This is a genomic window from Kitasatospora sp. NPDC056076 (assembly GCF_042266305.1).
Lineage (GTDB): Bacteria > Actinomycetota > Actinomycetes > Streptomycetales > Streptomycetaceae > Kitasatospora.
This window is the reverse complement of the sequence record NZ_JBHJWG010000003.1, coordinates 16,299-39,580: the sequence shown is the minus strand read 5'-3', so window position 1 is coordinate 39,580 and position 23,282 is coordinate 16,299. Positions and strand designations below refer to the sequence as shown.

The 23,282-nt window shown below is 74.0% G+C and carries 13 protein-coding genes; 4 read left to right on the top strand and 9 right to left on the bottom strand.

Annotation, left to right across the window (positions count from 1 at the left end; genetic code table 11):
- Positions 1-18 precede the first annotated feature (18 nt).
- Both ACFC1T_RS03485 and ACFC1T_RS03480 read right to left on the bottom strand, forming a co-directional pair.
- Positions 19-1,272, bottom strand: coding sequence for a serine/threonine-protein kinase (locus ACFC1T_RS03485; RefSeq protein ID WP_375882985.1), 1,254 nt, complete (start codon positions 1,270-1,272; stop codon positions 19-21).
- A 258-nt stretch (positions 1,273-1,530) separates the two neighbouring features.
- Entirely contained in the window at positions 1,531-3,447 is a 1,917-nt protein-coding gene (locus ACFC1T_RS03480; protein WP_375882982.1) for a serine/threonine-protein kinase, read from the bottom strand.
- Positions 3,448-3,799: 352 nt separating this feature from the next.
- Here ACFC1T_RS03480 and ACFC1T_RS03475 point away from each other — a divergent pair, with 352 nt between their 5' ends.
- Positions 3,800-6,715 (top strand): FtsK/SpoIIIE domain-containing protein, encoded by a 2,916-nt coding sequence (locus ACFC1T_RS03475; RefSeq protein WP_375882979.1) that lies wholly within the window; start codon positions 3,800-3,802, stop codon positions 6,713-6,715.
- A 186-nt stretch (positions 6,716-6,901) separates the two neighbouring features.
- Here ACFC1T_RS03475 and ACFC1T_RS03470 read toward each other — a convergent pair whose 3' ends face one another.
- The 6 genes from ACFC1T_RS03470 to ACFC1T_RS03445 form a co-directional block, all read right to left on the bottom strand.
- Complete coding sequence (locus ACFC1T_RS03470) at positions 6,902-7,732, bottom strand: hypothetical protein (protein ID WP_375882977.1); 831 nt, start codon at positions 7,730-7,732, stop codon at positions 6,902-6,904.
- 146 nt (positions 7,733-7,878) lie between these two features.
- Positions 7,879-12,825 (bottom strand): NAD-glutamate dehydrogenase, encoded by a 4,947-nt coding sequence (locus tag ACFC1T_RS03465; RefSeq protein ID WP_375882975.1) that lies wholly within the window; start codon positions 12,823-12,825, stop codon positions 7,879-7,881.
- A 286-nt stretch (positions 12,826-13,111) separates the two neighbouring features.
- Complete coding sequence (gene pruA / locus ACFC1T_RS03460; RefSeq protein ID WP_375883448.1) at positions 13,112-14,737, bottom strand: L-glutamate gamma-semialdehyde dehydrogenase; 1,626 nt, start codon at positions 14,735-14,737, stop codon at positions 13,112-13,114.
- Positions 14,738-14,917: 180 nt separating this feature from the next.
- Positions 14,918-15,574 carry an HAD family hydrolase gene (locus tag ACFC1T_RS03455; RefSeq protein WP_375882973.1) on the bottom strand — a complete coding sequence of 219 codons (657 nt, stop codon included), beginning with the start codon at positions 15,572-15,574 and terminating at the stop codon, positions 14,918-14,920.
- A 95-nt stretch (positions 15,575-15,669) separates the two neighbouring features.
- Positions 15,670-16,179 carry a DUF6912 family protein gene (locus ACFC1T_RS03450; protein ID WP_375882972.1) on the bottom strand — a complete coding sequence of 170 codons (510 nt, stop codon included), beginning with the start codon at positions 16,177-16,179 and terminating at the stop codon, positions 15,670-15,672.
- Between the two features lie 101 nt (positions 16,180-16,280).
- A complete protein-coding gene (locus tag ACFC1T_RS03445; protein ID WP_375882969.1) occupies positions 16,281-17,402 on the bottom strand; it encodes a patatin-like phospholipase family protein in 1,122 nt (373 codons plus the stop codon).
- 349 nt (positions 17,403-17,751) lie between these two features.
- Between ACFC1T_RS03445 and ACFC1T_RS03440 the strand changes: the two genes are divergently transcribed.
- Positions 17,752-18,297: an Rv3235 family protein gene (locus tag ACFC1T_RS03440; protein ID WP_375882966.1), complete on the top strand. Its 546-nt coding sequence runs from the start codon at positions 17,752-17,754 to the stop codon at positions 18,295-18,297.
- Between the two features lie 104 nt (positions 18,298-18,401).
- Here ACFC1T_RS03440 and secA read toward each other — a convergent pair whose 3' ends face one another.
- Positions 18,402-21,164 carry a preprotein translocase subunit SecA gene (gene secA, locus ACFC1T_RS03435; protein ID WP_375882964.1) on the bottom strand — a complete coding sequence of 921 codons (2,763 nt, stop codon included), beginning with the start codon at positions 21,162-21,164 and terminating at the stop codon, positions 18,402-18,404.
- Positions 21,165-21,406: 242 nt separating this feature from the next.
- Between secA and ACFC1T_RS03430 the strand changes: the two genes are divergently transcribed.
- Together ACFC1T_RS03430 and ACFC1T_RS03425 are read left to right on the top strand one after the other, a co-directional pair.
- Positions 21,407-21,988, top strand: a complete 582-nt coding sequence (locus ACFC1T_RS03430) for a GNAT family N-acetyltransferase (RefSeq protein WP_375882962.1) — start codon at positions 21,407-21,409, stop codon at positions 21,986-21,988.
- Between the two features lie 78 nt (positions 21,989-22,066).
- Complete coding sequence (locus ACFC1T_RS03425; RefSeq protein ID WP_375882959.1) at positions 22,067-23,272, top strand: winged helix-turn-helix domain-containing protein; 1,206 nt, start codon at positions 22,067-22,069, stop codon at positions 23,270-23,272.
- The last annotated feature ends 10 nt before the right edge of the window (positions 23,273-23,282 follow it).

The window sequence follows — 23,282 nt, the reverse complement described above, 5'->3', positions numbered from 1 at the left end:
AGCGCCGTTCCCCGCGGGCTACGGAGCCCGCGGAGCGGTGCCGTGCACGGCCGGGCGGGCCGGGTGGCCGCCGCCCGGTTCGGTGGCCGCGAAGGCCGTCCAGGCCGCGGCGGCGCCCGCCAGCAGCAGCACGGTGGCCAGCAGGACGGCCAGCAGCCGGCGCCGGCGCAGCAGCGCCGCGCGGTCCCGGCGGTGGCCCGGCGCGGTGCGCTGGGCGCGGGACTCGGCGGCGTACGCGGCCAGCTCGTCGGCCGAGGGGCGGCGCAGGCTGGTGTGGGTGTCCCGGGTGGAGTCCGGGGCGACGCCCGGCACCAGCGGGACGGCCGGACCGCGGCGGCGCTTGTGGGTGCCCGGGCCGGCGTCCACCTCGGCGTAGACCGCCTCGCCCGGGGTCAGCTGCTCCTCGGCCGGGGCACGGCCCTGGGAGGGCACCGCCAGCACCGGCAGACCGGCCAGCGAGGGCAGCTGCTCACGCAGCCGGGCGGCCAACTCGGCGGCGCGCAGCCGGGAGGCCGGGGCCTTGGCCAGGCACTCGGAGATGACCCGCCACAGCCCGTCCGGCAGGCCGGGGATCGGCGGCACCTGCTCGGTGACGTGCCGGCGCAGCACCGCGCCGGTGTGGCCGCCGCCGAACGGGGTGGAGCCGGCCAGCAGCTCGTACAGCACGGTGGCGAGGGCGTAGATGTCGACGGCGGCGCGCGGCTCCAGGCCCTCGATGATCTCGGGGGCGAGGTAGTCGGGGGTGCCGATGATCCGGGTGGCCCGGGTGCGGCGCGGGGCGTCGACCAGGCGGGCCACCCCGAAGTCGGTGAGCTTGGCGCGCGGGGCGCCGCCCGGGCCGGGCGCGGCGGCGAGGTCGAGCAGGACGTTCTCCGGCTTGACGTCGCGGTGGACGATCCCGGCCGCGTGCGCGGCCGCCAGGCCGTCGGCGACGTCGGCGATGATCGAGGCGGCGGCCTGCGGCGGGAGGGCGCCGTCCCGCTCCAGCCGGGAGCGCAGGTCGGTGCCCTGGACGAGCTCCATCACCAGGGCGAGGTCGCTGCCGTCCACGACCATGTCGCGCACGCCGACCACCCGGGGGTGGTCGAGGCTGGTCAGCGCGGTGCGCTCCTGGACGAAGCGGCCGACCAGCACCTGGTCGGCGGCGAGGTCCTCGCGCAGCAGCTTGACCGCCACCGGGCCGTCGGGCCCCTCACCGAGCCAGACCGTCCCGGCCGAACCCCGGCCGATCACCTGGTGGACGGTGTACCGGCTGCCGATCTTGCGTGCCAATGCTGCTCCGTGGGCGGCGCGGGAGCGCTCCGGGGGTCCGGGCGCGCTCGGTGGGGCGGGACAACAGCGACCAACCTACGCGCCCGGACCCCCCGTGCGGGCCGCCTGGGGGCCGTGGAGCGGCACTCGGGGGCGAGAAATCTCGGGAATTGTCGACAAAGCGTCAATCATGGCTTCCGGGGCGCTACCGGACGCCCGGTCAGCCGCCGGGCGGGCCGGTCGCCCCGGCCCGCACCCCGCCGGCCGCCCGGGCCCGCGTCAGCCGTTGGAACTGCCGATGACGCTGTTCACCCAGTCCCGGGCGGAGTCGAACCAGCCCACGACGTTGTCCCAGTAGTGCGGCAGCGGCGTGAAGTTCCACAGCGCCAGCGCGGCCACCGCCAGCACCAGCAGCACCATCAGGCAGCCCTTGAGACAGCCCAGCCCCGGGATGTACATCCGGTTGCGGCTGCGCGGACGCCGCTCGCGCGGCGGGGCGCTCTCCCGACGGGACGGCTCCCGCGGCTCCTCCCGCGGCGGCCGGGACTCCCGGTGCTGCGGCGCGGGCGGCTCGGCCCGGCGCGGCACCGGGGTGGGCGCGGGCGGCGGCGGGTAGCCGCCCTGCGGCCCGCCCTGGCCGGACGGGGCCTGCCGGTAGCCGCCGGGCGGCTGCGGACGGCCGCCGCTCTGGCCGCCCTGCCCGCCCTGAGGCCCCTGGTTGACCTGGTAGGGCGGCGGGGCGACCGGCGGGCGCTGGGCGTAGCCGGGCGGCGGCGCCTGGCGGCGCTGGTCCGGGCGGTAGCCGGCCGGGGGCTGCGGCTGGTAGCCGGGCGCGCCCTGGCCGGCGTGACCGCCCTGGCCGCCCTGCTGGGCCTGGCCCCCCTGGTGCGCCTGGTAGGGCGGCGGGGCGACCTGCGGGTCCTCGAAGTCCTCCGGCCCGAAGTAGCCGACCTGGGTCTGCTGGTTGCGGTCGCGCGCCGCCCGCAGCTGGGTCTGCCAGGGGTGCGGTGCCTCCTCCGGCGGCGGCCCGGCCGGGGCGCCCGGCGGGGGCGGCGGCACGGCGGTGGGCGGCATCACCTGGGTACGGTCCTGGGTGCTGTACGGGGGCCCGGGCGGCGGCTGGGTGCCCATCACCCGGGTCGCCGCGGCCGGGTCGTACTGCCCGGCCGGGTCGTACGGCGGGACGCCCGGGGGCGGGGGCAGCACCTGGGTGCGGTCGTCGGCCCCGAACGGTCCGGGCCCGCCGGGGGCCACCGGCACGGTGCCGGGCACGGCGGTCGGCCGCGGGTCCGGCAGCAGCAGGGCGCCGACCGCCAGGGCCTCGTCCACCGCCGCCGGCGAGGCGTGCACGCCGACCCCGGCCGCGACCACCCGCAGGGCGCGGGCCAGCACGGTGGCGCTCGGCCGCTGCGCCGGGTCCTTGCGCAGGCAGCGCTCGATCACCGTCCAGAGCGGCTCGGGCATGGTGCTGGGCCGCTGCGGCTCCTGCGCCAGGTGGGCCTGGAGCACCGCCAGGGCGCTGTCGCCCTGGAACGGCTGGCGGCCGGTGACCAGCTCGTACAGCATGATCCCGGCGCCGTAGACGTCCACCGCGGAGGTCTGCGGGCGGCCCTCGGCGGACTCCGGCGCGACGTACGCGGGGGTGCCGACGAACTCGTGGGTGCGGGTGACGCCCGGGGAGTCGGCCAGCCGGGCGATGCCGAAGTCGGTGAGCAGCGGGTGCATCTGCTCGGTGCCCTGCACCACGGTGGAGGCGAGCAGCACGTTGGCCGGCTTGAGGTCGCGGTGGACGATGCCGTCCGCGTGGCTGGCCGCCAGCGCGTCCGCGACCTGGGCCATCAGCAGGGAGCCGGCGATCGGGCTGAACGGGCCGTTGGCGCGCAGGTAGCGGGCCAGGTCGGGGCCCTCCACCAGGTCCATCACCAGCGCCAGCAGCTCGCCCTCGACGACCAGGTCGCGGACCCGGACGATGTTCGGGTGGCTCAGCCGCAGCAGCAGCGAACGCTCGCGCAGGAAGCGCATCACCACGTCCGGGTCGGCCGCCAGTTCCTCGCGCAGCACCTTGATGGCCACCTGCTGCCCGGGCTCGCTGCCCGGCACCTGGACGTCCTGGCGCACCAGACCGCGCCAGACCGTCCCGGTGGCACCCCGCCCCAGGGTCTCCTCAAGCAGATACTTGCTGCCGACTGGCCGCACCTGTCGCACTCCTCGCCGTGCCGCCCGCGGGGCGCTCCCCCGCCGGTGTGCGGTGAGCCTGCCGGGCCCGTGTTTGCGGCCACTCTAACGGTGTCCGTACGGGTTTTTGAGGTGACCGGCTGGCGGTCGGAGCAGGGTTGGGGGACATCCCCTAGGGAACCACCCGGAGGCGGCCGCCGGGCCCCTCGGCCGGGCGGGCGGAGCGACGGTTGACCTGACCCTCCGTCGCCTCCACCATGGCGATGATCGCAAGATCGTCAAATCCGGTACGGTGCGCGGACCGTCCGCGCCGGATGGCAGGATGGACACTCGCCACTCGTGTGGCCCAAGGGTCGCCGCGATCGCCCCGCGCGTGCGCGACGACACCGGGCAGCGGTACCAGGCATCACACCAGCAGAAGGGACCCGCGGGCGAGATGCAGATCCGGCTGACCGTCCTCCGACCGCGCAGCGGCCCGACCGCCGCCGGCTCCGCCATCCCCTACGTGGACGTGCTGGTCACCGCACCCGTCGGCACCGCGCTCGGCGCCATCGCGGGCGCACTCGCGGGCGCCGTCGGCGTGCGCGGGCCACGGGCCGCCACCCATGTGCACCTGTACGCCGGGGCGCACCGGGTGGACGAGCACACCCTCCTCGGCCACCCCCCGCTGCTCGACGGCGCCGTGCTCAGCCTCAACGAGCCCGACCCCACCGCCGACGACCCCGACGACACCCGCGCCGCGGCCGAACTGCGCGTGGTCGGCGGCCCGGACGCCGGCGGCGTGCACCGGCTGCACGGCCGGGAGATCCGGATCGGCCGCTCCGGCGAGGCCGACGTCCCGCTCGACGACCCGGACGTCTCCCGGCTGCACCTCGCCCTGCACCTCGGCGAGGACGGCCGGGCCACCGTCCGCGACCTCGGCTCCACCAACGGCACCACCCTGGACGGCCGGATCGTCCCGCCCCTGCCGCCCGAGGCCGCCGTCCCCCTGGAACACGGCGCGCTGCTGCGGATCGGCGAGTCCACCCTCCAGGTCCTCGAACCGCTCGGCGAGCCGGCCCGCGCCGCCCTGCCCGACGGCAACGGCCACCTCCAGCTCGCCGCCCCCGGCCCCGTCCGGCCCGCTCCGCCCGTCCTCGAACCGCCCACCGCCCCCGAGCCCGCCCCGGGCCGCGGCCGCGGCCTCTTCTCCCTGCTGCCCGGCCGCGCCGCCGAGCCGCCCGGCCAGGAGAGCGCCGAACGCCACCACACCGCCGTACGGCTGCGCCAGGCCGCCGCCCAGCGGGAGCGCTGGCCCGACCTCGCCACCGTGCTGCTCAACGCCGTCGGCCCCGGCCCCCGGCTGTGGGAGCGCGGCCCCGGCCACCCCGACGCGCTCACCCTGCGGCTGGGCACCGCCGACCGCCCCGGCGGCGCCGGCACCACCCCCGGCACCATGCTGCCCGCGGTGCCCGTCACCCTCGACCTCCAGACCGCCGGCAGCCTCGGCCTCAGCGGCCCGCGCGAACGCCTGGACGCGCTCACCCGCGCCGTCGTCGCCCAGCTCGCCGCACTGCACCCGCCGACCGGACTGAGCCTCGTCGTGGTCGACGCCGACCCGGCCCGCAGCCCCGAGGACCGCGTCGACACCTGGGCCTGGGCGCTGTGGCTGCCCCACCTGCGCCCCGTCGACGGCCAGGACTGCCGCCTGCTGACCGGCTTCGACGACGACCAGGCCACCGCCCGGCTCACCGAGCTCACCGCCCGGCTCAGCGGCCCGACCGGCCCCGGCGGCCACCCCGCCACCGTGGTCGTGGTGGACGGCCGCCCGGCCACCGAGGCCGCCCGGCACGCGCTCGACCTGCTGCTGCGCCAGGGCCCGGCGGTCGGCATCTTCCCGGTCTGCCTCGCCGAACAGCCCGAACTGCTCCCCCGCGGCCTCGGCGCCACCGCCCTGATCACCGGCGAGGTCGGCACCCAGCTCTCCCTGGACCGCCCGGTCGCCCGCGGCCGGGAAACCCTGCACGAGGTCTCGCTGGACGCCGTCTCCGACGCCTGGGCCGAACGGCTGGCCCGCCTCCTCGCCCCGCTGCGCGAAGCCGCCCCGGTCTCCCGCGGCCCGCTGCCGGACGCGCTGCGGCTGCTCGACCTGCTCCAGCTCGACACCGTCACCCCGGCCAAGCTCTCCGCCCGCTGGGCCGCCCACGCCGGCGGCATCGGCGCCGCCACCGCCCTGCTCGGCACCACCCGGGACGAGCTGTGCACCCTCGACCTGGCCGACCCCGAACTCACCCTGCCCTCCCCCGACCCGGGCGGCCCCCACCTGCTGATCGGCGGCGCCCGCGGCTCCGGCAAGACGGAACTGCTGCGCACCCTGGTCGCCTCGCTCGCCGTCTCCGAGCGGCCCGAGCGCCTCGCCGTCACCCTCATCGAGGGCCGGGCCACCGGCGACGGCCAGGACGGACTGGACGGCTGCACCGAGCTGCCGCACGTCACCGGCCGGGTGAACGCCGTCGCCGACCCGCGCGCCGCACTCCTCGCCGCCGAGGCGCTGGAGGACGAACTCGCCCTGCGGGAGCGGCTGTTCGACGGGCTGGACTTCGCCTCCTGGCACGCCGCACGGATCTTGGACGGGCACATCCTGGACGGACACGGCCTGGACGGGCAGCGGCTGGACGACCACGGCGCGACCTCCGTACCGGTCCCCGCCACCGTCGGCGCCGGCACCACCTCCACCGCGGCGCGGATCATCCAGCCGCGCAGCGCCGAGGACTCCCGGCCGTCCGCCGCCCCCACGGGCCCCGTCCCGGCCCGGCTGGTCGTCGTCGTCGACGACTACGACGCCCTGCTCTCCCCCACCTCCCCGGTCGGCCGCCCGCTGGCCCGCGCGCTCGCCGCCGTCGCCCGGCGCGGCGGCCCGCTCGGCATCCACCTCGCCGTCGCCACCGGCCGCCCCGAGGAGAGCGCCGGCACCGAGGTCGACGAGGCCGCCCTGCTGCGGATCGCCCTGCGCACCGAGGACCCGGCCGACTCCGACCTGCTGATCCACCTCGGCGACGCGGCCGCCCTCCCCGAGGACACCCCCGGCCGCGGCTACCTGCGCCGCCCGGACGGCGGCGTCACCGCCTTCCAGACCGCCCGCATCAGCGGCCGCATCCCGCGCACCGCCACCCTGCGCCCCACCGTGGTCGCGATAGACCCCCTCCAGCTGGGCGCCCCACCGGCCCGCCGCCCGGTCCGCGAGCTCGGCAACGGCCCCACCGACCTCGCCCTCCTCGCCAGCGCCCTCCAGCGCGCCGCCTCCCGCTAGGGTCCGCACGCGGGGCTTCGGCGCCACCTGCGCAGGAAGTCGACCGGACCGACTTCCTGTGCAGAGAACAAGAGGCGTTTCGCTCCGCTGTGGGAATGCGAGCACGGAGAACACGAAGCCCGCCTTCGAGATGATCTCGAAGGCGGGCCCCAGCACCGGAACCGTCGCGGTCAGGCGGTCAGGCGGTCAGACGCACTTGATGTCGCGGTTGGCCACGGCCATGCCGACGACCTTGCCGCCGTCCACGGTGAACTCGTACTTCCAGCCCTGCTGTCCCTCGACCGGCAGCTCGTACTTGCCGCTCTTGGCCAGCTGGAGGCCCTTGGCGCCGTACGCCTGCTGGAGGGCGTCCAGGGTGGAGCCGGCACCGATGCCCTCGGCGGTCCTGGCCTCGGCCGGGGCGACCAGTTCGCGCAGGCCGGTGGCGGCGAAGGAGACCCGGCCGGTGGCCAGGAAGGCCTTGTCCTTGGCCTCGCGGGCCACCCACATGTCCGCGATGGACTTGGTGGCGTCGGCCATCAGCTTGGCGGTGGCGGCCGAGTCCTTGGCCGCAGCGGCCGAACCGGCGGCGGCCGCGGCGGCATCCTTCGCGGAGGCCCCTGGCGGCAGCGTGCCCGCCGGGGCGGGGGCCTTGCCCCGGGCCGCGTCCGCCTGGGCATTGAGGTCCTTGTAGCGGGCCTCGGTGGCCGCCTCGGCGTCCATCCGGGTCTTGTCCGGTGCCGGGCCGCCCTTGTAGACGAAGTCGGTGCAGCCGTCGAGCAGCGAGACCGGCGCCGCCTCCAGCGCACCGGTGGCCAGCCCGGCGTCCTTCGCCGTCCCCGGCTTGAGGCCGCGGTAGCCGGCCGCCGAGAAGGCCTCCGGCGCCTTGGACGTCGGCGCCGCCGAGGCCGTGGCGGTGGAGTCGGCCTTCGCCGTGTCCTTCTTGTCGTCGTTGCCGCAGGCCGCCGCTCCGGCGACCAGCAGCACCACCGAGACGGCCGCGCCCACTGCGCGGATCGGTCCCCGGTTCTTCCCCATGTCGATTCCCCCAAAGTTCGTTCGGGAGCACCGTATCGAACGTGCGTCCACGATCCGTAACCGGTTTTCGGGGCGGTGGCGGGAACGCGGAAGGGCCCGCGGCCGAAGACGCGGGCCCTTCCGTACAGCCGTCCTGCAGCCGTCCGTCAGCGCATCGAACCGGTGCGCAGCAGGGTGCGGATGACGCGCATCGCGACCGAGAGGCTGGACAGCTCGTAGTTGTCCGAACCCCTTATGTCGTCGAGGGTGGCCTTGGCGCGGTTGAGCAGGGTGGAGTTGAGGTCCGCCCAGGCGGTGTAGCGCTCCTCGGGGGTGGCGCCCTCGGGGCCGCAGGCCAGGATGTCGGCGGTCAGCGCCGCGTGCGCCGCGAAGAGGTCCTCGCGGATCGCGGCCCGGGCCATCGACGACCAGCGGTCGGTGCGGGGCAGGTCGATGATGCGGTCGAGCAGGTGCGAGATCTGCAGGCGGTCGCCCAGGTCGTAGTACAGCTCGGCGACCTCGGCGACGTCCTTGCCGGAGCGGTCCGCGACCTCGGTGATGTCCAGGGTCGGGAAGACCGAGGACAGCCCGGCGATCCGGGTGGCCAGCGCGTCCGGCACGCCGGCGGCGGCGAGCTCGCCCTGGATCTTCTCGAACCAGGTCAGGTCCTCGCCGCGGAGCGGCTTGGGCAGCGAGCCCCAGACCTGGTTGATCCGGTCGTGGAAGAACTCGATGGTGCCGGCGATGTCGAGCGGCTGGCGGCGGTTGTTGAGCATCCACCGGGTGGCGCGCTCGACCAGGCGCCGCGAGTGCAGCCGCATCTTGGTCTGGATCCGGGCCGGGACCTTGTTGTCCAGGCCCTCGATCTCGGCCCAGATCTCCTCCAGGCCGAAGACGGCCCGCGCGGCGGTGTGCGTCCGGGCGATCTCCTCGTAGGTCGCGCCGGTCTCCTCCTTCAGGCGGAAGGCGAAGGTGCAGCCACCGCGGTTGATCGTGTCGTTGACGATCAGCGTGGTGATGATCTCGCGGCGCAGCGCGTGGTTGTCGATCGCGTCGGCGAACTTCGCGCGCAGCGCGCTCGGGAAGTACTCGTGCAGCGCGGTGCGGAAGTACGGGTCGTCCGGCAGGTCGGTGGCGAGCAGCTCGTCGGCCAGGATGATCTTGGTGTAGGCGAGCAGCACCGACATCTCGGGCTGGGAGAGCCCGCGGCCGTTCTGCTGGCGCTCGCGGATCTGGCGCTCGACGGGCAGGAACTCCAGCCCGCGGTCGAGCCGGCCGGCCGCCTCGAAGCGGTTGATCATCCGGGCGTGGACGTTGACCATGCTGTGCGCCTGGGCGACGGCGTTGGCCAGCACGACGTTCTGCGCGTAGTTGTTGCGCAGCACCAGGTGGCCGACCTCGTCGGTCATCTCGGCGAGCAGGACGTTGCGCTGCTTGACCGTCATGTCGCCCTCGGCGACGACCTGGTTGAGCAGGATCTTGATGTTGACCTCGTGGTCCGAGGTGTCCACACCGGCCGAGTTGTCGATGGCGTCGGTGTTGATCCAGCCGCCGGCCGCCTCGGGGCCGCCGGTGGCCGCGTACTCGATGCGGCCGAGCTGGGTGCAGCCGAGGTTGCCGCCCTCGCCGATGACCCGGGCCCGGACCTGCTCGCCGTTGACCCGGATGGCGTCGTTGGCCTTGTCCCCGACCTCGGCGTTGGTCTCGGTGGAGGCCTTGACGTAGGTGCCGATGCCGCCGTTCCAGAACAGGTCGACCGGCGCCTGGAGGATGGCCTTCATCAGCTCGGCCGGGGTGAGGCGGGTCTCCTGGATGCCCAGCGCGGCCCGGACCTGCGCGCTGACCTGGATCGACTTGGCGCTGCGCGGGAACACGCCGCCGCCGGTCGAGATCAGCGACTTGTCGTAGTCGTCCCAGGAGCTGCGCGGCAGGTCGAACAGGCGGCGGCGCTCGGCGTACGAGACGGCCGCGTCCGGGTTCGGGTCCAGGAAGATGTGGCGGTGGTCGAAGGCCGCCATCAGCCGGATGTGCTCGCTGAGCAGCATGCCGTTGCCGAAGACGTCGCCGGACATGTCGCCGATGCCGACGACCGTGAAGTCCTCGGACTGGGTGTCGTGGCCCAGCTCGCGGAAGTTGCGCTTGACCGACTCCCAGGCGCCGCGGGCGGTGATGCCCATGCCCTTGTGGTCGTAGCCGGCCGAGCCGCCGGAGGCGAAGGCGTCGCCCAGCCAGAAGCCGTACGACTCCGCGACGCCGTTGGCGATGTCGGAGAAGGTCGCGGTGCCCTTGTCGGCGGCGACGACCAGGTAGGTGTCGTCCTCGTCGTGGCGGACCACGTCGGCCGGGTGGACGACCTCGCCGGCCACCAGGTTGTCGGTGATGTCGAGCAGCGCCGAGATGAAGGTCTTGTACGAGGAGACGCCCTCGGCCAGCCAGGCGTCGCGGTCCACCGACGGGTCCGGCAGCTGCTTGGCGACGAAGCCGCCCTTGGCGCCGACCGGGACGATGACGGTGTTCTTGACCATCTGGGCCTTGACCAGGCCGAGGATCTCGGTGCGGAAGTCCTCGCGCCGGTCGGACCAGCGCAGACCGCCGCGGGCGACCTTGCCGAAGCGCAGGTGCACGCCCTCGACCTGCGGCGAGTACACCCAGATCTCGAACGCCGGGCGCGGGGCCGGAAGGTCCGGGATGGCCTGCGGGTCGAACTTCATCGACACGTAGGAGTGCCACGCGCCGGAGCCGTCGTGCTGGAAGAAGTTGGTCCGCAGGGTGGCCTTGATGAGGTGCAGGAAGGAGCGCAGGATGCGGTCCTCGTCCAGCGACACGACCTCGTCGAGCGCGCCGGACAGCTCCTCCAGGATGCCCTCGGTCAGCTCCAGGGCGCCGGAGCGGTGGCTGGGGCTGAGCCGGGCCTCGAAGAGGTTGACCAGCAGGCGGGTGGTGTGGGTGTTGTTGCGGAGCGCGTCCTCCATGTAGTCCTGGGAGAACGTGGAGCCCGCCTGGCGCAGGTACTTGGCGTAGGCGCGCAGCACCATCGCCTGGCGCCAGTTCAGCCCGGCGGTGAGGACCAGCTCGTTGAAGCCGTCGTTCTCGGCCTTGCCGGTCCAGGTCGCGGCGAAGGTGTCCTGGAAGCGCTCGCGGGCCTCGTCGGTGAGCTCGGTGGCCTCGCGCAGCTTGAGGCCGAAGTCGTACACCCACGCGGTGGTGCCGTCGGAGCGGCGCAGCGCGTACGGGTGCTCGTCCAGGACCTCGACGCCCAGGCGCTGGAGCACGGGCAGGACCTCGCTGAGCGAGATCGGGCCGCCGACCCGGTAGATCTTGAAGCGGCGCTCGTCGTCGCCCGCGCCGACCGGCTGGTACAGGTTGAGGCGGAAGTCGCCCTCGCCGTGCAGCGCCTCGATCTGCTTGATGTCCGAGACGGCGGTGCGCGGCGGGAAGTCGGCGCGGTAGCCGTCGGGGAACGCGTTGGCGTACTTGTGGCCGAGCTCGGCGGCCTTCTCCTCGCCCAGCTCGGTGTGCAGCTGGTCGTGGAAGCCGTCCATCCAGAACCGGGCGGCCTCGGCCAGGCGGTTCTCGATCCGCTCGATGTCGGAGTCGGTGAGCCGGGGCAGCTCGGTGCCCGGGGCGACCCGGACGACGAAGTGCAGGCGGGTCAGCACCGACTCGGTGGCGTACACCGTGTAGTCGATGGTGGCGCCGTTCAGCTCTTCCTTGAGGATGTCGGTGAGCAGCAGCCGGATGCGCGTGGTGTAGCGGTCGCGCGGGAGGTAGATGAAGGCGGAGAAGTAGCGCCCGTACTCGTCCTGGCGCAGGAAGAGCCGCAGCTTACGGCGCTCCTGGAGGTACAGCACGCTGGTGGCGATGGAGAGCAGTTCGGCGGCCGAGGTCTGGAAGATCTCGTCGCGCGGGAAGGTCTCCATGATCTGGAGCAGGTCGCGGCCGTCGTGGCTCTCGCTGGAGAAGCCGGAGCCGTCCAGCACCTCCTGGACCTTGCGGCGCACGACCGGGATGCGGGTGACCGACTCGGTGTAGGCGGCGGAGGAGAACAGGCCGAGGAAGCGGCGCTCGCCGGTGGGCTCGCCGGCGGCGTTGAACTTCTTCACGCCGACGTAGTCGAGGTAGGCCGGGCGGTGCACGGTGGAGCGGCTGTTGGCCTTGGTCAGGACGAGCAGCTTCTTCTCGTGGGCCTTGGCGCGGACCGGGGCGGAGAGCCGGCCGAAGGCCTCGGAGACCGAGTGGTGGCGGTCGTCGTGGCTGTGCGGGTCGGAGCGCAGGATGCCCAGGCCCGTCCCGGCGACGGCCTTGAGGACCTCCTCGCCCTCGTGCTCGACCAGGTCGTACTCGCGGTAGCCGAGGAAGGTGAAGTGGTCGTCGGCGAGCCAGCGCATCAGCTCCCAGGCCTCGCCGACCTCCTGCTCGGGCAGCTCGGCCGGGGGCTCCTCGGCCAGCTCGTCGGCCAGGCGCAGCGCGCTGTCGCGCATCTTGCCCCAGTCCTCGACGACCTCGCGGACGTCGCCGAGCACGCGGCGCAGGTTGGTCTCGATGGTGCGCAGGTCGTCGCGGTCGGTCTCGCGGTCGATCTCGATGTGCATCCACGACTCGACGGTCGCGTCGGCGGGCCACTCGGTGCCGGCGGCCTGGCTGCGGGAGCAGGCGTCGACGTCCAGGATCTCCAGCAGCTTGCCGGTGATGTCACGGCGGACGAGCAGCTGGGGGTGGACGACGAGGTGGATCGCGCGGTCCTGGCGGGAGAGCTCGTTGGTGACCGAGTCGACCAGGAAGGGCATGTCGTCGGTGACGACCTCGACCACGGTGTGGCCGCAGGACCAGCCGTTCTCCTCGACCGAGGGGGTGTGGACCCGCACCTCGGCGGTGCCCTGGGGGCGCTTGAGCCCCAGGCGGTAGTGGGAGGCGGCCGCGCCGTACACGTCGACCGGGTCGAGGTCGACCAGGTCCTCGGGCGCGGTGTGGAGGTAGTAGTGGTGCAGGTACGCGGTCAGAGCACCGTTGCTCAGACCCTCCCCCGGCGCCGCTCCCCCCACCTGGCTGTTCTCAGCGGCTGCGGCTGCCTTCTTGAGCAGTTCGGCCTTGGCTGCGTCCAGCTTGGTCTGCATGACTTCTTGGCTCCTGTCGCGCGCCGTTGCGTGACTCGGTGGTGTGTGGGTGTACACCGACGGGTCGCTCGCAATCCTGCCGCACCGTCCGACTGAAAGGGGCTCATGGCACGCATGAAACGCCCTCCCAGCGGGTAGGACGACACGTTCGTCCTGCAAGCCACCCGACGACGCCAGCCAGCCTAACCGGATCAATCGAAGGTGCACAGGGACAGGGAGGCGCAAACCCACAGGATGTCGGGTCCGTCCTGGACACCATGTCCAAACCGGAGCGTCGTGTTCGCTTTCAGCCCATATGCGGGTAACCGTGCCGGGTGGGCGGCACGAAGGTCTCCTTGATCGCCCGCGCCGAGGTCCAGCGCAGCAGGTTCTGCGCGGCGCCCGCCTTGTCGTTGGTCCCGGAGGCCCGGGAGCCGCCGAAGGGCTGCTGGCCGACCACGGCGCCGGTGGGCTTGTCGTTGATGTAGAAGTTCCCGGCGGTGAAGCGCAGCTCCTCCACGGCCTGGGCGATGGCGTACCGGTCCTGGGCGATCACCGCGCCGGTGAGGCCGTACGGGGCACCCGCGTCGACCCGACGGAGCACGTCGTCCCAGCGGGAGTCCTCGTAGACGTGGACCGCCAGGATCGGCCCGAAGTACTCGGTGCGGAAGATCTCGCCCCGGTGGTCCGAGGAGACCAGCACGGTCGGCCGGACGAACCAGCCGATCGCGTCGTCGTACTGGCCGCCGGCCACCAGTTCGACGGTCGGGTCGGCCTTCGCCCGCTCGATCGCGGTGCGGTTCCGCTCGAAGGCGCGCTTGTCGATCAGGGCGCCCATGAAGTTCGACAGGTCGGTGACGTCGCCCACCGTCAGGGCGTCCACCTCGGCCAGGAAGTCGTCCTTGATCGTGAGCCAGAGGCTGCGCGGCAGGTAGGCGCGGGAGAGCGCCGAGCACTTCTGGCCCTGGTACTCGAAGGCGCCGCGGACCATCGCGGTCCGCAGGATGTCCGGGTCGGCCGAGCGGTGGGCCAGCAGGAAGTCCTTGCCGCCGGTCTCGCCGACGATCCTCGGGTACGTGCGGTAGCCGCCGATGTTCGCGCCGATGCTCTGCCAGAGCGACTGGAAGGTGGCGGTCGAGCCGGTGAAGTGGAGCCCGGCGAACGCCGGGTCGGCGAGCACCACCGGGGAGACCTGGAGGCCGTCGCCGGTGACCAGGTTGACCACCCCGGGCGGCAGGCCGGCCGCCTCCAGCAGCCGCATCAGGTGGTACGCGGCCAGGGTCTGGGCCGGCGCGGGCTTCCAGACCACGGTGTTGCCCATCAGCGCGGGGGCGGTGGGCAGGTTCCCGGCGATCGCGGTGAAGTTGAACGGGGTGACCGCGTAGACGAAACCTTCCAGCGGGCGGTGGTCGACCCGGTTCCACACCCCCGGGGAGGAGACCGGCTGCTCCGCCAGGACCTGCCGGGCGAACCCGACGTTGAACCGCCAGAAGTCGATCAGCTCGCAGGCGGAGTCGATCTCGGCCTGCTGCACGGTCTTGGACTGGCCGAGCATGGTCGCCGCGTTGAGCGTGTCCCGCCACGGCCCGGCCAGCAGGTCGGCGGCCCGCAGGAAGACCGCGGCCCGGTCGTCGAAGGAGAGCGAGCGCCACTGCCGCCCGGCCGCCAGCGCCGCGTCCACCGCCGCCCGGGCGTCCTCCCGGGTGGCGTTGCCGAGCACGCCCAGCTTGGCGGCGTGGTGGTGCGGCTGGACGACCTCGATCCGCTCGCCGCCGCCGAACCGCTGCTCACCGCCGATGGTCATCGGCAGCGGGACCTGCTCGGCCGCCAGCTCGTCCAGCCGCCGGACCAGCCGGTCCCGCTCCGGGCTGCCGGGCGCGTACGTCCGCACCGGCTCGTTGACCGGGGTCGGCACCTCGGTGACTGCGTCGATGGGCATGGCGGCTCCGTCCTGGCGGCTGGGGTTCGACTCCAGCCTGACCAGGGCGGGACCGTTCCGCCCGTCCAGACACGCCAACGGCGGACGTGGCGCCCGCCACGTCCGCCGTCCCGACCGGTCCGCTCGGCCCGTCGGCCCGTCGGCCCGTCGGCCCGACCGTCTCGGCTCAGCCGGTCAGCCCGTCAGCCGGCCCGCCAGCTCGACCGCCTCGGCCAGGCTGTCCACCACCGGGACGCCGACCGGCTCCAGCTTCTCCCGGGTGTGCGAGCCCCCGGTGTACAGCACCGCGCGGGCCCCCGCGTGCAGCGCCGCCAGGGCGTCGTCCGCGGCGTCGCCGATCAGCACCGTACGGGCCGGGTCGACCCGCTCGCCGAGCTCGGCCAGGTGCCTGGTCAGCTGCTGCGCCTTCTGGCCGCCGGAGGGGCCGCTGCGGCCGTCCACCCGCAGGAAGCTGCCGGTCAGGCCGAAGCCGTCGACCAGCGGGACGAGCTTCTCGTGCTCGTACATCGACAGCAGGGACTGGCTGTGCCCGGCCGCCTGCCAGCCCGCCAGCAGCTCGGGCACGCCCTCGGTCAGGCCGCAGGCCCGGCTGAGCTCGACGTAGCGGTCGTGGAAGGCGTCGTCCAGTCGCAGCCACTCCTCCGTGGAGGGCATCCGACCGAGCAGCCGCTCGTAGAACCGGGGGATCGGGATCTCGTACTGCTCGCGGTACTGCTGCAGGGTCATCGGCCCGACGCCGATGGTCGCGAACGCGGCGTTGCTCGCGCCGAGGACGGCGTCCATGTCGTGGAAGAGCGTGCCGTTCCAGTCCCAAACGATGTGAGTGCGCACGGGGTCAAACGGTAACCCGAACGGCCGACACGCCGGTAGGAGCGGGGTCACCCCCGCAAGGGTCGTACGCCGGGCGCTCCTACGCCGGGGCGGGCCTACGCCAGCAGGGCGGGGATCTCCTGGGTCGCGTACCAGAGCAGGTCGTGGTCCTCGGCGCCGTCCACGGTGAACTGGGCGTCCTGGTCGCCCGCGTCGGCCGCGGCCACCGCCGCCACCGCGGCGGCGACGTCCTCGACCACCTCGTCGTCGGCCACGTCCGCGTGCACCGAGGCGGCCTTCGCCAGCTTCACCGGGCCGGCCAGCACCACCCGGCCGAGCGAGGCCTGGTCCTGGTACTCGTCACCGGGGAAGGGCCGCACCGCCGAGTCGGCCACGTCCAGCGCCACCACGACGCGCCGGCGCGGGGAGTCCGGGTCGGCCGCCAGCAGCCGCAGCGAGGACTGCGCGGCCCGGTTGAGCGCCGCGTACTCCAGCTCCTCCAGGTCGTCGCTGACGTACCACTCGCGCAGCGCGGGCGTCACGGCGTACGCCGCGGACTGGTCCAGGGCACCGCCCTCGTGCGCCGCCGCCAGGCCGGTCAGGGTGGTGGGCACGTACACGCGCATCGGTGGCACTCTCCGGTTTCCGCGAAGCTACTCCAGCGCCCCAAGAATAAGCTCAGCCGCACCGGGCGTGATCACCTGAGCCCTCGCACCGGTGCCCGGGACTACCGCGCCGCCCCGAGCGCCTCCCGGGCGCTGCGCAGGCCGCTCTCCAGCACCGCGCCGCGGCGGGCCGGGTCCATCAGGTTCGGGCCCATCACCGCCAGGTCGGCCGGGGTGGGCGCGAGCAGCCGCACCCGGACGCCCTCGGCCCGCAGCAGCGCGGCCTCGCGCAGCAGCTGCCGGGTCACCGCGCGGCGGTAGCGGCTGACCAACTGGGCCAGCACCCCGCGCGGGCGGTCCCGGGCCCGCCACTCGCGCAGGGCGGCCACCGTGCCGCCCTCGGAGCGCTCCGACCGCGGACCGAGCCGCAGGGCCATCGGGGCGAGCACGTACACCTCGTCCAGGCCGCGGCCGAGCAGCAGGTCGGCGTTGGTGGCCGACCAGCAGCCGCCGTCGACGTAGGCCGAGCCGTCCAGGCGCACCGGCGCGAACCAGCCGGGGATCGCGCAGGAGGCCATCACGGCCCCGGCCACCGGGACGTCGGGGGCGTCCGGGTCGCCGAAGACCACCCGGTGGCCGCTGCGGTAGTCCACCGCGGCCACCCGCAGCGGGGCCGCGGCGGCGCTGGGCGGGACGGCGTCCGCGGCCTCGGCCTCGGCCTCTACCATCGCTCCCGCCTCTCCCGTCGCGCCCACCGGGAGCGGCCAGCCTCCCGGGCCGAGCAGCCCGCGCACCAGCTCGCCGACCGGGGCCAGCGAGCCGCGGCCGTGCGGCGCCACCGCCGAGACCATGGTCAGCAGCGGGTACTCGCGCGGATGCCGGACGGCGTCCCGCAGCAGGCCGGGCGAGCCGATCCCGGCCCGCGGCCGGGGCGGCAGCGCACCGCCCACCGCGGTGTCGTAGTCGAAGGCCACCCCGGCCAACGGACCCTCGGTGATCGGCAGGCCGCGCTGGTGGTCGCGCAGCTGCTCGGGGCGCACGCCCCCGGCCAGCATCGCGGCCAGGATGGCGCCGGCCGAGGTGCCGAGCAGCACGTCCGCCTCGCCCGGCCGGTGCCCGACGGCCTCCTCGACGGCGCAGAGCGCGCCGACCGTCCAGGCCGCGCCGAGCATCCCGCCGCCGCCCAGCACCAGGCCGCGCCGGGGGGTGCCCCCGGCGTCGGCGGGCGTGTCCGGCCCCGTCACCGCCCTTGTGGTCGTCCCGGCTGTCGTCATCCCGGCCGCCCGTCGTCGTCGGGTTCGGGTCAGGCTCCGATGGTGCGCGCGGACGCGCGGGCGGCGCAACGGGAGCCCGCCGCGGGACCACCCGGTCCGCCGTACCCGGGCGTCCCCTTTCGGGCCGTACGGTCCGTCCCCGCACGTCAACCGGGTGCCGCCGGCACGGCCGCCGGGCCCGTCGCCGCACTGGTCGACTCACCCGGATAGGTGAACTTCGCGCCGGCCCGAGGGGCGGCCGCAAACCCGTTGCCGCCCGGTGATCGACACCGCCAGCCTGGACCCGTCCGTACCCGCACCACCCTTGTTCGGAGCCACCGTGACCGTCAGCCCCCGCACCTGCCCGAGCGCCCGGCCCACCGCCGCGCCGACCGCCCACCGGCGCGTCCGCCCGACCGAGCACCCGACCGCCCGACCGCACCACCGGGCCCGTACGCCCGACGGCGGCTGCGACCCGACCGGGCGCCGCCCCCGCCACCCGCGCGCCGCCTGCACCACCCCCGGATCCGCCCCCGGGTCCGCCCCCGGCCCCGCCCGGCACGACGCCGGGGCGCTCGCCGCCCGCTTCGCCCACCAGCTGGTCGAGGTGCTCACCGGCGCCCGGCCCTCGGGCCAGCTGATGCGGCACACCAGCCTGGACGGCTACGGGCAGCTCGCCTCACTCGTCCGGGCCGGCGCGCTGCGCCGCGGCGGCCCGGCCGACCGGCCCCGGCTCGGCCCGGTGCACGACCGGTCGCCCTCCCCGGACGCCGTCGAGGCCTGCGTCCGGGTCGACCTCGGCCGGCGGCACCACATGGTGGCCTTCCGGCTGGAGCAGCGCGGCCCGGCCGGCCAGTGGCAGTGCACCGCCGTGGAGGCCCGGTGACGACCACGACCCGGAACACGCCCCGAGGGATGCCCCAGGGGACGGCGCAGGGCGCCGCCCCGGTACGGGAGCGGCGCCCTGTGCGGCGTCCTGCGGCCGGCGGCTCAGGCCTTGCGGCGGCGGCCCTTGGCGGACTTGGCGGCCTTGCGGCGCTCGGCGCGGGTCAGCCCGTCGCCCTCGTCCTCCGGCAGGCCGTCCTCGAAGTCGCCCTCGATGACACCGCCGCCGACCTCGTCCGAGGGGGCCGTGTAGTGCAGCCGCTGCGGCTTCGGGGCCTCCAGGCCCTTGGCCTTGATCTCCGGGCGGGCGGCGTCCTTCTCCAGCTTGTCGAGCAGCACCTCGGCGTCCGCCACCGGCACCTCCTCGACCTGCTGCTCGACCTGGACCTCCAGGTTGAACAGGTAGGCGACGGACTCCTCCTTGATGCCCTCCATCATCGCGGTGAACATGTCGAAGCCCTCGCGCTGGTACTCGACCAGCGGGTCGCGCTGCGCCATGGCCCGCAGGCCGATGCCCTCCTGGAGGTAGTCCATCTCGTAGAGGTGCTCGCGCCAGCGGCGGTCCAGCACCGACAGCACGACGCGGCGCTCCAGCTCGCGCAGGATCTCCTCGCCGAGCTGGTCCTCGCGGGCGCCGTACTGCGCCTGGACGTCCTCCTGGACGACCTTGGTCAGGAAGTCCGGGGTCAGGCCGGCCGGACCGCCGACCTCCTCCTCCAGCTCCGCGAGGTCCAGGGTGATCGGGTAGAGCTGCTTGAACGCGGTCCAGAGCTTGTCGAGGTCCCAGTCGTCCTCGAAGCCCTCGCCGGTGGCCGCCTTGACGTAGGCCTCGACGGTGTCGTCCATGAAGTGGCCGACCTGCTCCTGGAGGTCCTCGCCCTCCAGGACGCGGCGGCGCTCGCCGTAGATGACCTCGCGCTGGCGGTTGAGCACCTCGTCGTACTTGAGGACGTTCTTGCGGATCTCGAAGTTCTGCTGCTCGACCTGGGTCTGCGCGGAGGCGATCGCGCGGGTGACCATCTTGGACTCGATCGGCACGTCCTCGGGCACGTTGGCCATCGAGAGCACGCGCTCGACCATGCCGGCCTTGAACAGGCGCATCAGGTCGTCGCCCAGCGACAGGTAGAAGCGGGACTCGCCCGGGTCGCCCTGACGGCCGGAGCGGCCGCGCAGCTGGTTGTCGATCCGGCGGGACTCGTGCCGCTCGGTGCCGAGGACGTAGAGGCCGCCGGCCTCCTTGACCTCGTCCTGCTCGGCCTTGACCGAGGCCTTGGCCTTCTCCAGCGCGGCCGGGAACTCGGCCTCGTACTCCTCCGGGTTGTCGCCCGCGGAGAGCCCGCGCTGGGCCAGCTCGGCCGCCGCCAGGTGGTCCGGGTTGCCGCCGAGCATGATGTCGGTGCCACGGCCGGCCATGTTGGTGGCGACGGTGACGGCGCCCTTGCGGCCGGCCTGGGCGACGATCTGCGCCTCGCGCTCGTGGTGCTTGGCGTTCAGCACCTCGTGCGGGATGCCGCGCTTGCGCAGCTCCTGCGACAGGTACTCGGACTTCTCGACCGACACGGTGCCGACCAGCACCGGCTGGCCCTTCTCGTGCTTCTCGGCGATGTCCTCGACCACGGCGGCGAACTTGGCCGGCTCCGACTTGTAGATCAGGTCGGGCTGGTCGATGCGCAGCGGCGTCTTGTTGGTCGGGATCGGCACCACGCCGAGCTTGTAGATCTGGTGGAACTCGGCGGCCTCGGTGGTGCCGGTACCGGTCATGCCGGAGAGCTTGTCGTACAGGCGGAAGAAGTTCTGCAGGGTGATGGTGGCCAGGGTCTGGTTCTCGTTCTGGACCTCCACCCCCTCCTTGGCCTCGATCGCCTGGTGCATGCCCTCGTTGTAGCGGCGCCCGGCCAGGATGCGGCCGGTGTGCTCGTCGACGATCATGACTTCGCCGTTCATGACGACGTAGTCCTTGTCCTTCTTGTACAGCTCCTTGGCCTTGATGGCGTTGTTCAGGAAGCCGACCAGAGGGGTGTTCACCGACTCGTAGAGGTTGTCGATGCCCAGGTAGTCCTCGACCCGGGTGACGCCCTCCTCCAGGACGCCGACGGTGCGCTTCTTCTCGTCGACCTCGTAGTCGCGGTCGATCTTGAGGCGCAGCACCAGCTTGGCGAAGTCGGCGTACCACTTGGTCGCCTGGTCCGCCGGGCCGGAGATGATCAGCGGGGTGCGGGCCTCGTCGATGAGGATCGAGTCGACCTCGTCGACCACCGCGAAGTTGTGGCCGCGCTGGACGAGTTCGTCCTTCGACCAGGCCATGTTGTCGCGCAGGTAGTCGAAGCCGAACTCGTTGTTCGTGCCGTACGTGATGTCCATCGCGTACTGGCGCTTGCGCTCGGCGGGCGTCATGTTCGCCAGGATCACGCCGACCTCGAGACCGAGGAAGCGGTGCACCCGGCCCATCCACTCCGAGTCGCGCTCGGCGAGGTAGTCGTTGACGGTGATCAGGTGAACGCCCTTGCCCGTCAGCGCGTTCAGGTACGTGGGCAGGGTGCCGACGAGGGTCTTGCCCTCACCGGTGCGCATCTCGGCGACGTAGCCGAGGTGCAGCGCCGCGCCGCCCATGATCTGGACGTCGTAGTGCCGCTGGCCGAGGACGCGCTTGGCCGCCTCGCGGACGGTGGCGAACGCCTCGGGGAGGATGTCGTCCAGCGTCTCGCCGTCGACGATCCGCTGCTTGTACTCGTCGGTCAGCGCGCGCAGCTCGGCGTCGGTGAGGTTGACGAAGTCCTCTTCGATGGAGTTGACCTGGGCAGCAATCCGCTGCAGCTTGCGAAGGATCTTGCCTTCGCCGGCGCGCAGGATCTTGTCGAAGACGGACACTTGAGCGGGCTCCTTGCCTGTATTGGCACTGGACGACTGCACGGGGGGTCCACCCCACCGCACGGGCCATCGTATGCGAGGAGTCCAATGCGCCGGGAGGTGCGTCAGCACGGTATTCCCGTGTCACCCGCCCGTGCACATGGACCGATAGCACCGTCCACCGGGACAAAAGGGTCGACGGGCCGGGGAGTTGGCCCGGAATTCGGATGCCCGCATTCCTCCTGCGGAGAAATAATCCGTCCATGGAACAGCCCCGGAGCGAACTCGTCACCCTCACCACCGACCGCCTGGTCCTGCGGGCCCCGCAGGAGTCCGACATCGACGCGATCTTCGCGGCCTGCCAGGACGCCGAGATCCAGCGCTGGACGGTCGTCCCGGTGCCCTACCGCCGCAAGGACGCCGAGTTCTTCGTCCACACACTGGCACCCGAGGGCGTGGCCAAGGACTCCGAGTTCATCTGGTGCGTGGTCGAGCGCGGGACGGGCCGGCTGGTCGGCGCCCAGGCGGTCACCCGCAAGGCGGACGACCCGGCCGCCGCCTCGGTCGGCTGGTGGACGGTGCAGGAGCAGCGCGGTCGCGGCTACACCGTCGAGGCGGCCCGCGCGGTCGCCCGCTGGGCGCTGACCGACCTCGGGCTGCGCCGCCTCCAGTGGCTCGCCTACGTCGGCAACGACGGCTCGCGCGCGGTCGCCGAGCGGGTCGGCTACCGCTACGAGGGCACCCTGCGCTCGTACGCCGACCAGCGCGGCGTCTTCCAGGACGCCTGGGTCGCCTCGCTGCTCCCCGCCGACCTGGACCGACGGACCGGGCCCGACCAGGACTGACCGCAGGATCGGGCCACGGGACCGGCGCCCGACCCGGCGCCCGACCCGCTGTCGGTGCCCCGGGCTACGCTCCCCGGCATGACCGCTGCCGCCGCCGGGCCCGCGCCCGTCACCGTCCTGGCCGCCGACGACGCCCGCCGGATCGCCCTGCGCGCCCAGGGCCTGCTGGGCGCGCCCGACCGCCGGGCCGGCGCGCGCGGGGTGCTGCGGCACCTGGGCGCCGTCCAGCTGGACACCATCTCGGTGCTGGCCCGCTCGCACGAACTGGTGCCCTACGCCCGGCTGGGCGCGGTCGGCCGCCCGGCGGTCGAGGCGGCCTACTGGGGCGCGGGCACCACCTTCGAGTACTGGTCGCACGCGGCCTGCGTCCTGCCGGTCGAGGAGTGGCCGCTGTTCGCCTTCCGGCGCCGCCGCTACCGCGAGCGCGGCAGCCTCTGGAGCCACCAGGTCGCGCCCGGGACGTACCGGGCGGTGCTCGACAAGCTGCGCGCCGAGGGGCCGTTGACCGCCACCGAGCTGGGCGGGGCCAAGCGGACGGCCGAGTGGTGGGACTGGTCCGACACCAAGATCGCGGTGGAGCGGGCGCTCGCCTTCGGCGACGTGGTCTGCACCGACCGCCGGAGCTGGAAGCGGGTCTACGCGCTGGCCGAACAGGCCGTCCCCGACGCCCTGTTCGGCCAGGACCGGTCCGACGAGGAGTGCCTGCGCACCCTGGTGGCCCAGGCCGGGTCCGCGCTCGGCGTGGCCACCCGGGCCGACCTCCAGGACTACCACCGGCTGCGCGCCGAGGACTTGGACCGGGTGCTCGCGGACACCGGGCTGGTCCCGGTCGAAGTGGCGGGCTGGGGACCGGACGGCGGCCGGGCCGCCGCCTGGGCCGACCCGGCCGCGCTGGCCACCGCACCGCGCGGGCGCCACCGCACCACGCTGCTCTCGCCGTTCGACTCGCTGATCTGGGACCGCGCCCGCACCGAGCGGATCTTCGGCATGACCCACCGGCTGGAGGCCTACACCCCCAAGCACAAGCGGGTGCACGGCTACTTCGCGATGCCGCTGCTCACCGGCGGCCGACTGGTCGGCCGGGTCGACCCGGCCCGGGAGGGCCGCACGCTGGTCGCCCGGCAGGTCTCGCTGACGGACGACCGGGGCGGCGCCCGGCAGGTCGAGGCGCTCGCCACCGCCCTGCACGAGGCGGCCGCCTGGGTCGGCTGCGACGGGGTGCGGGTCGAGGCGCTGCACGACGAACGGCTGCGCCCGGCCCTGGAGAAGCTGCTCGCCCGGTAGCCAAGCGGCG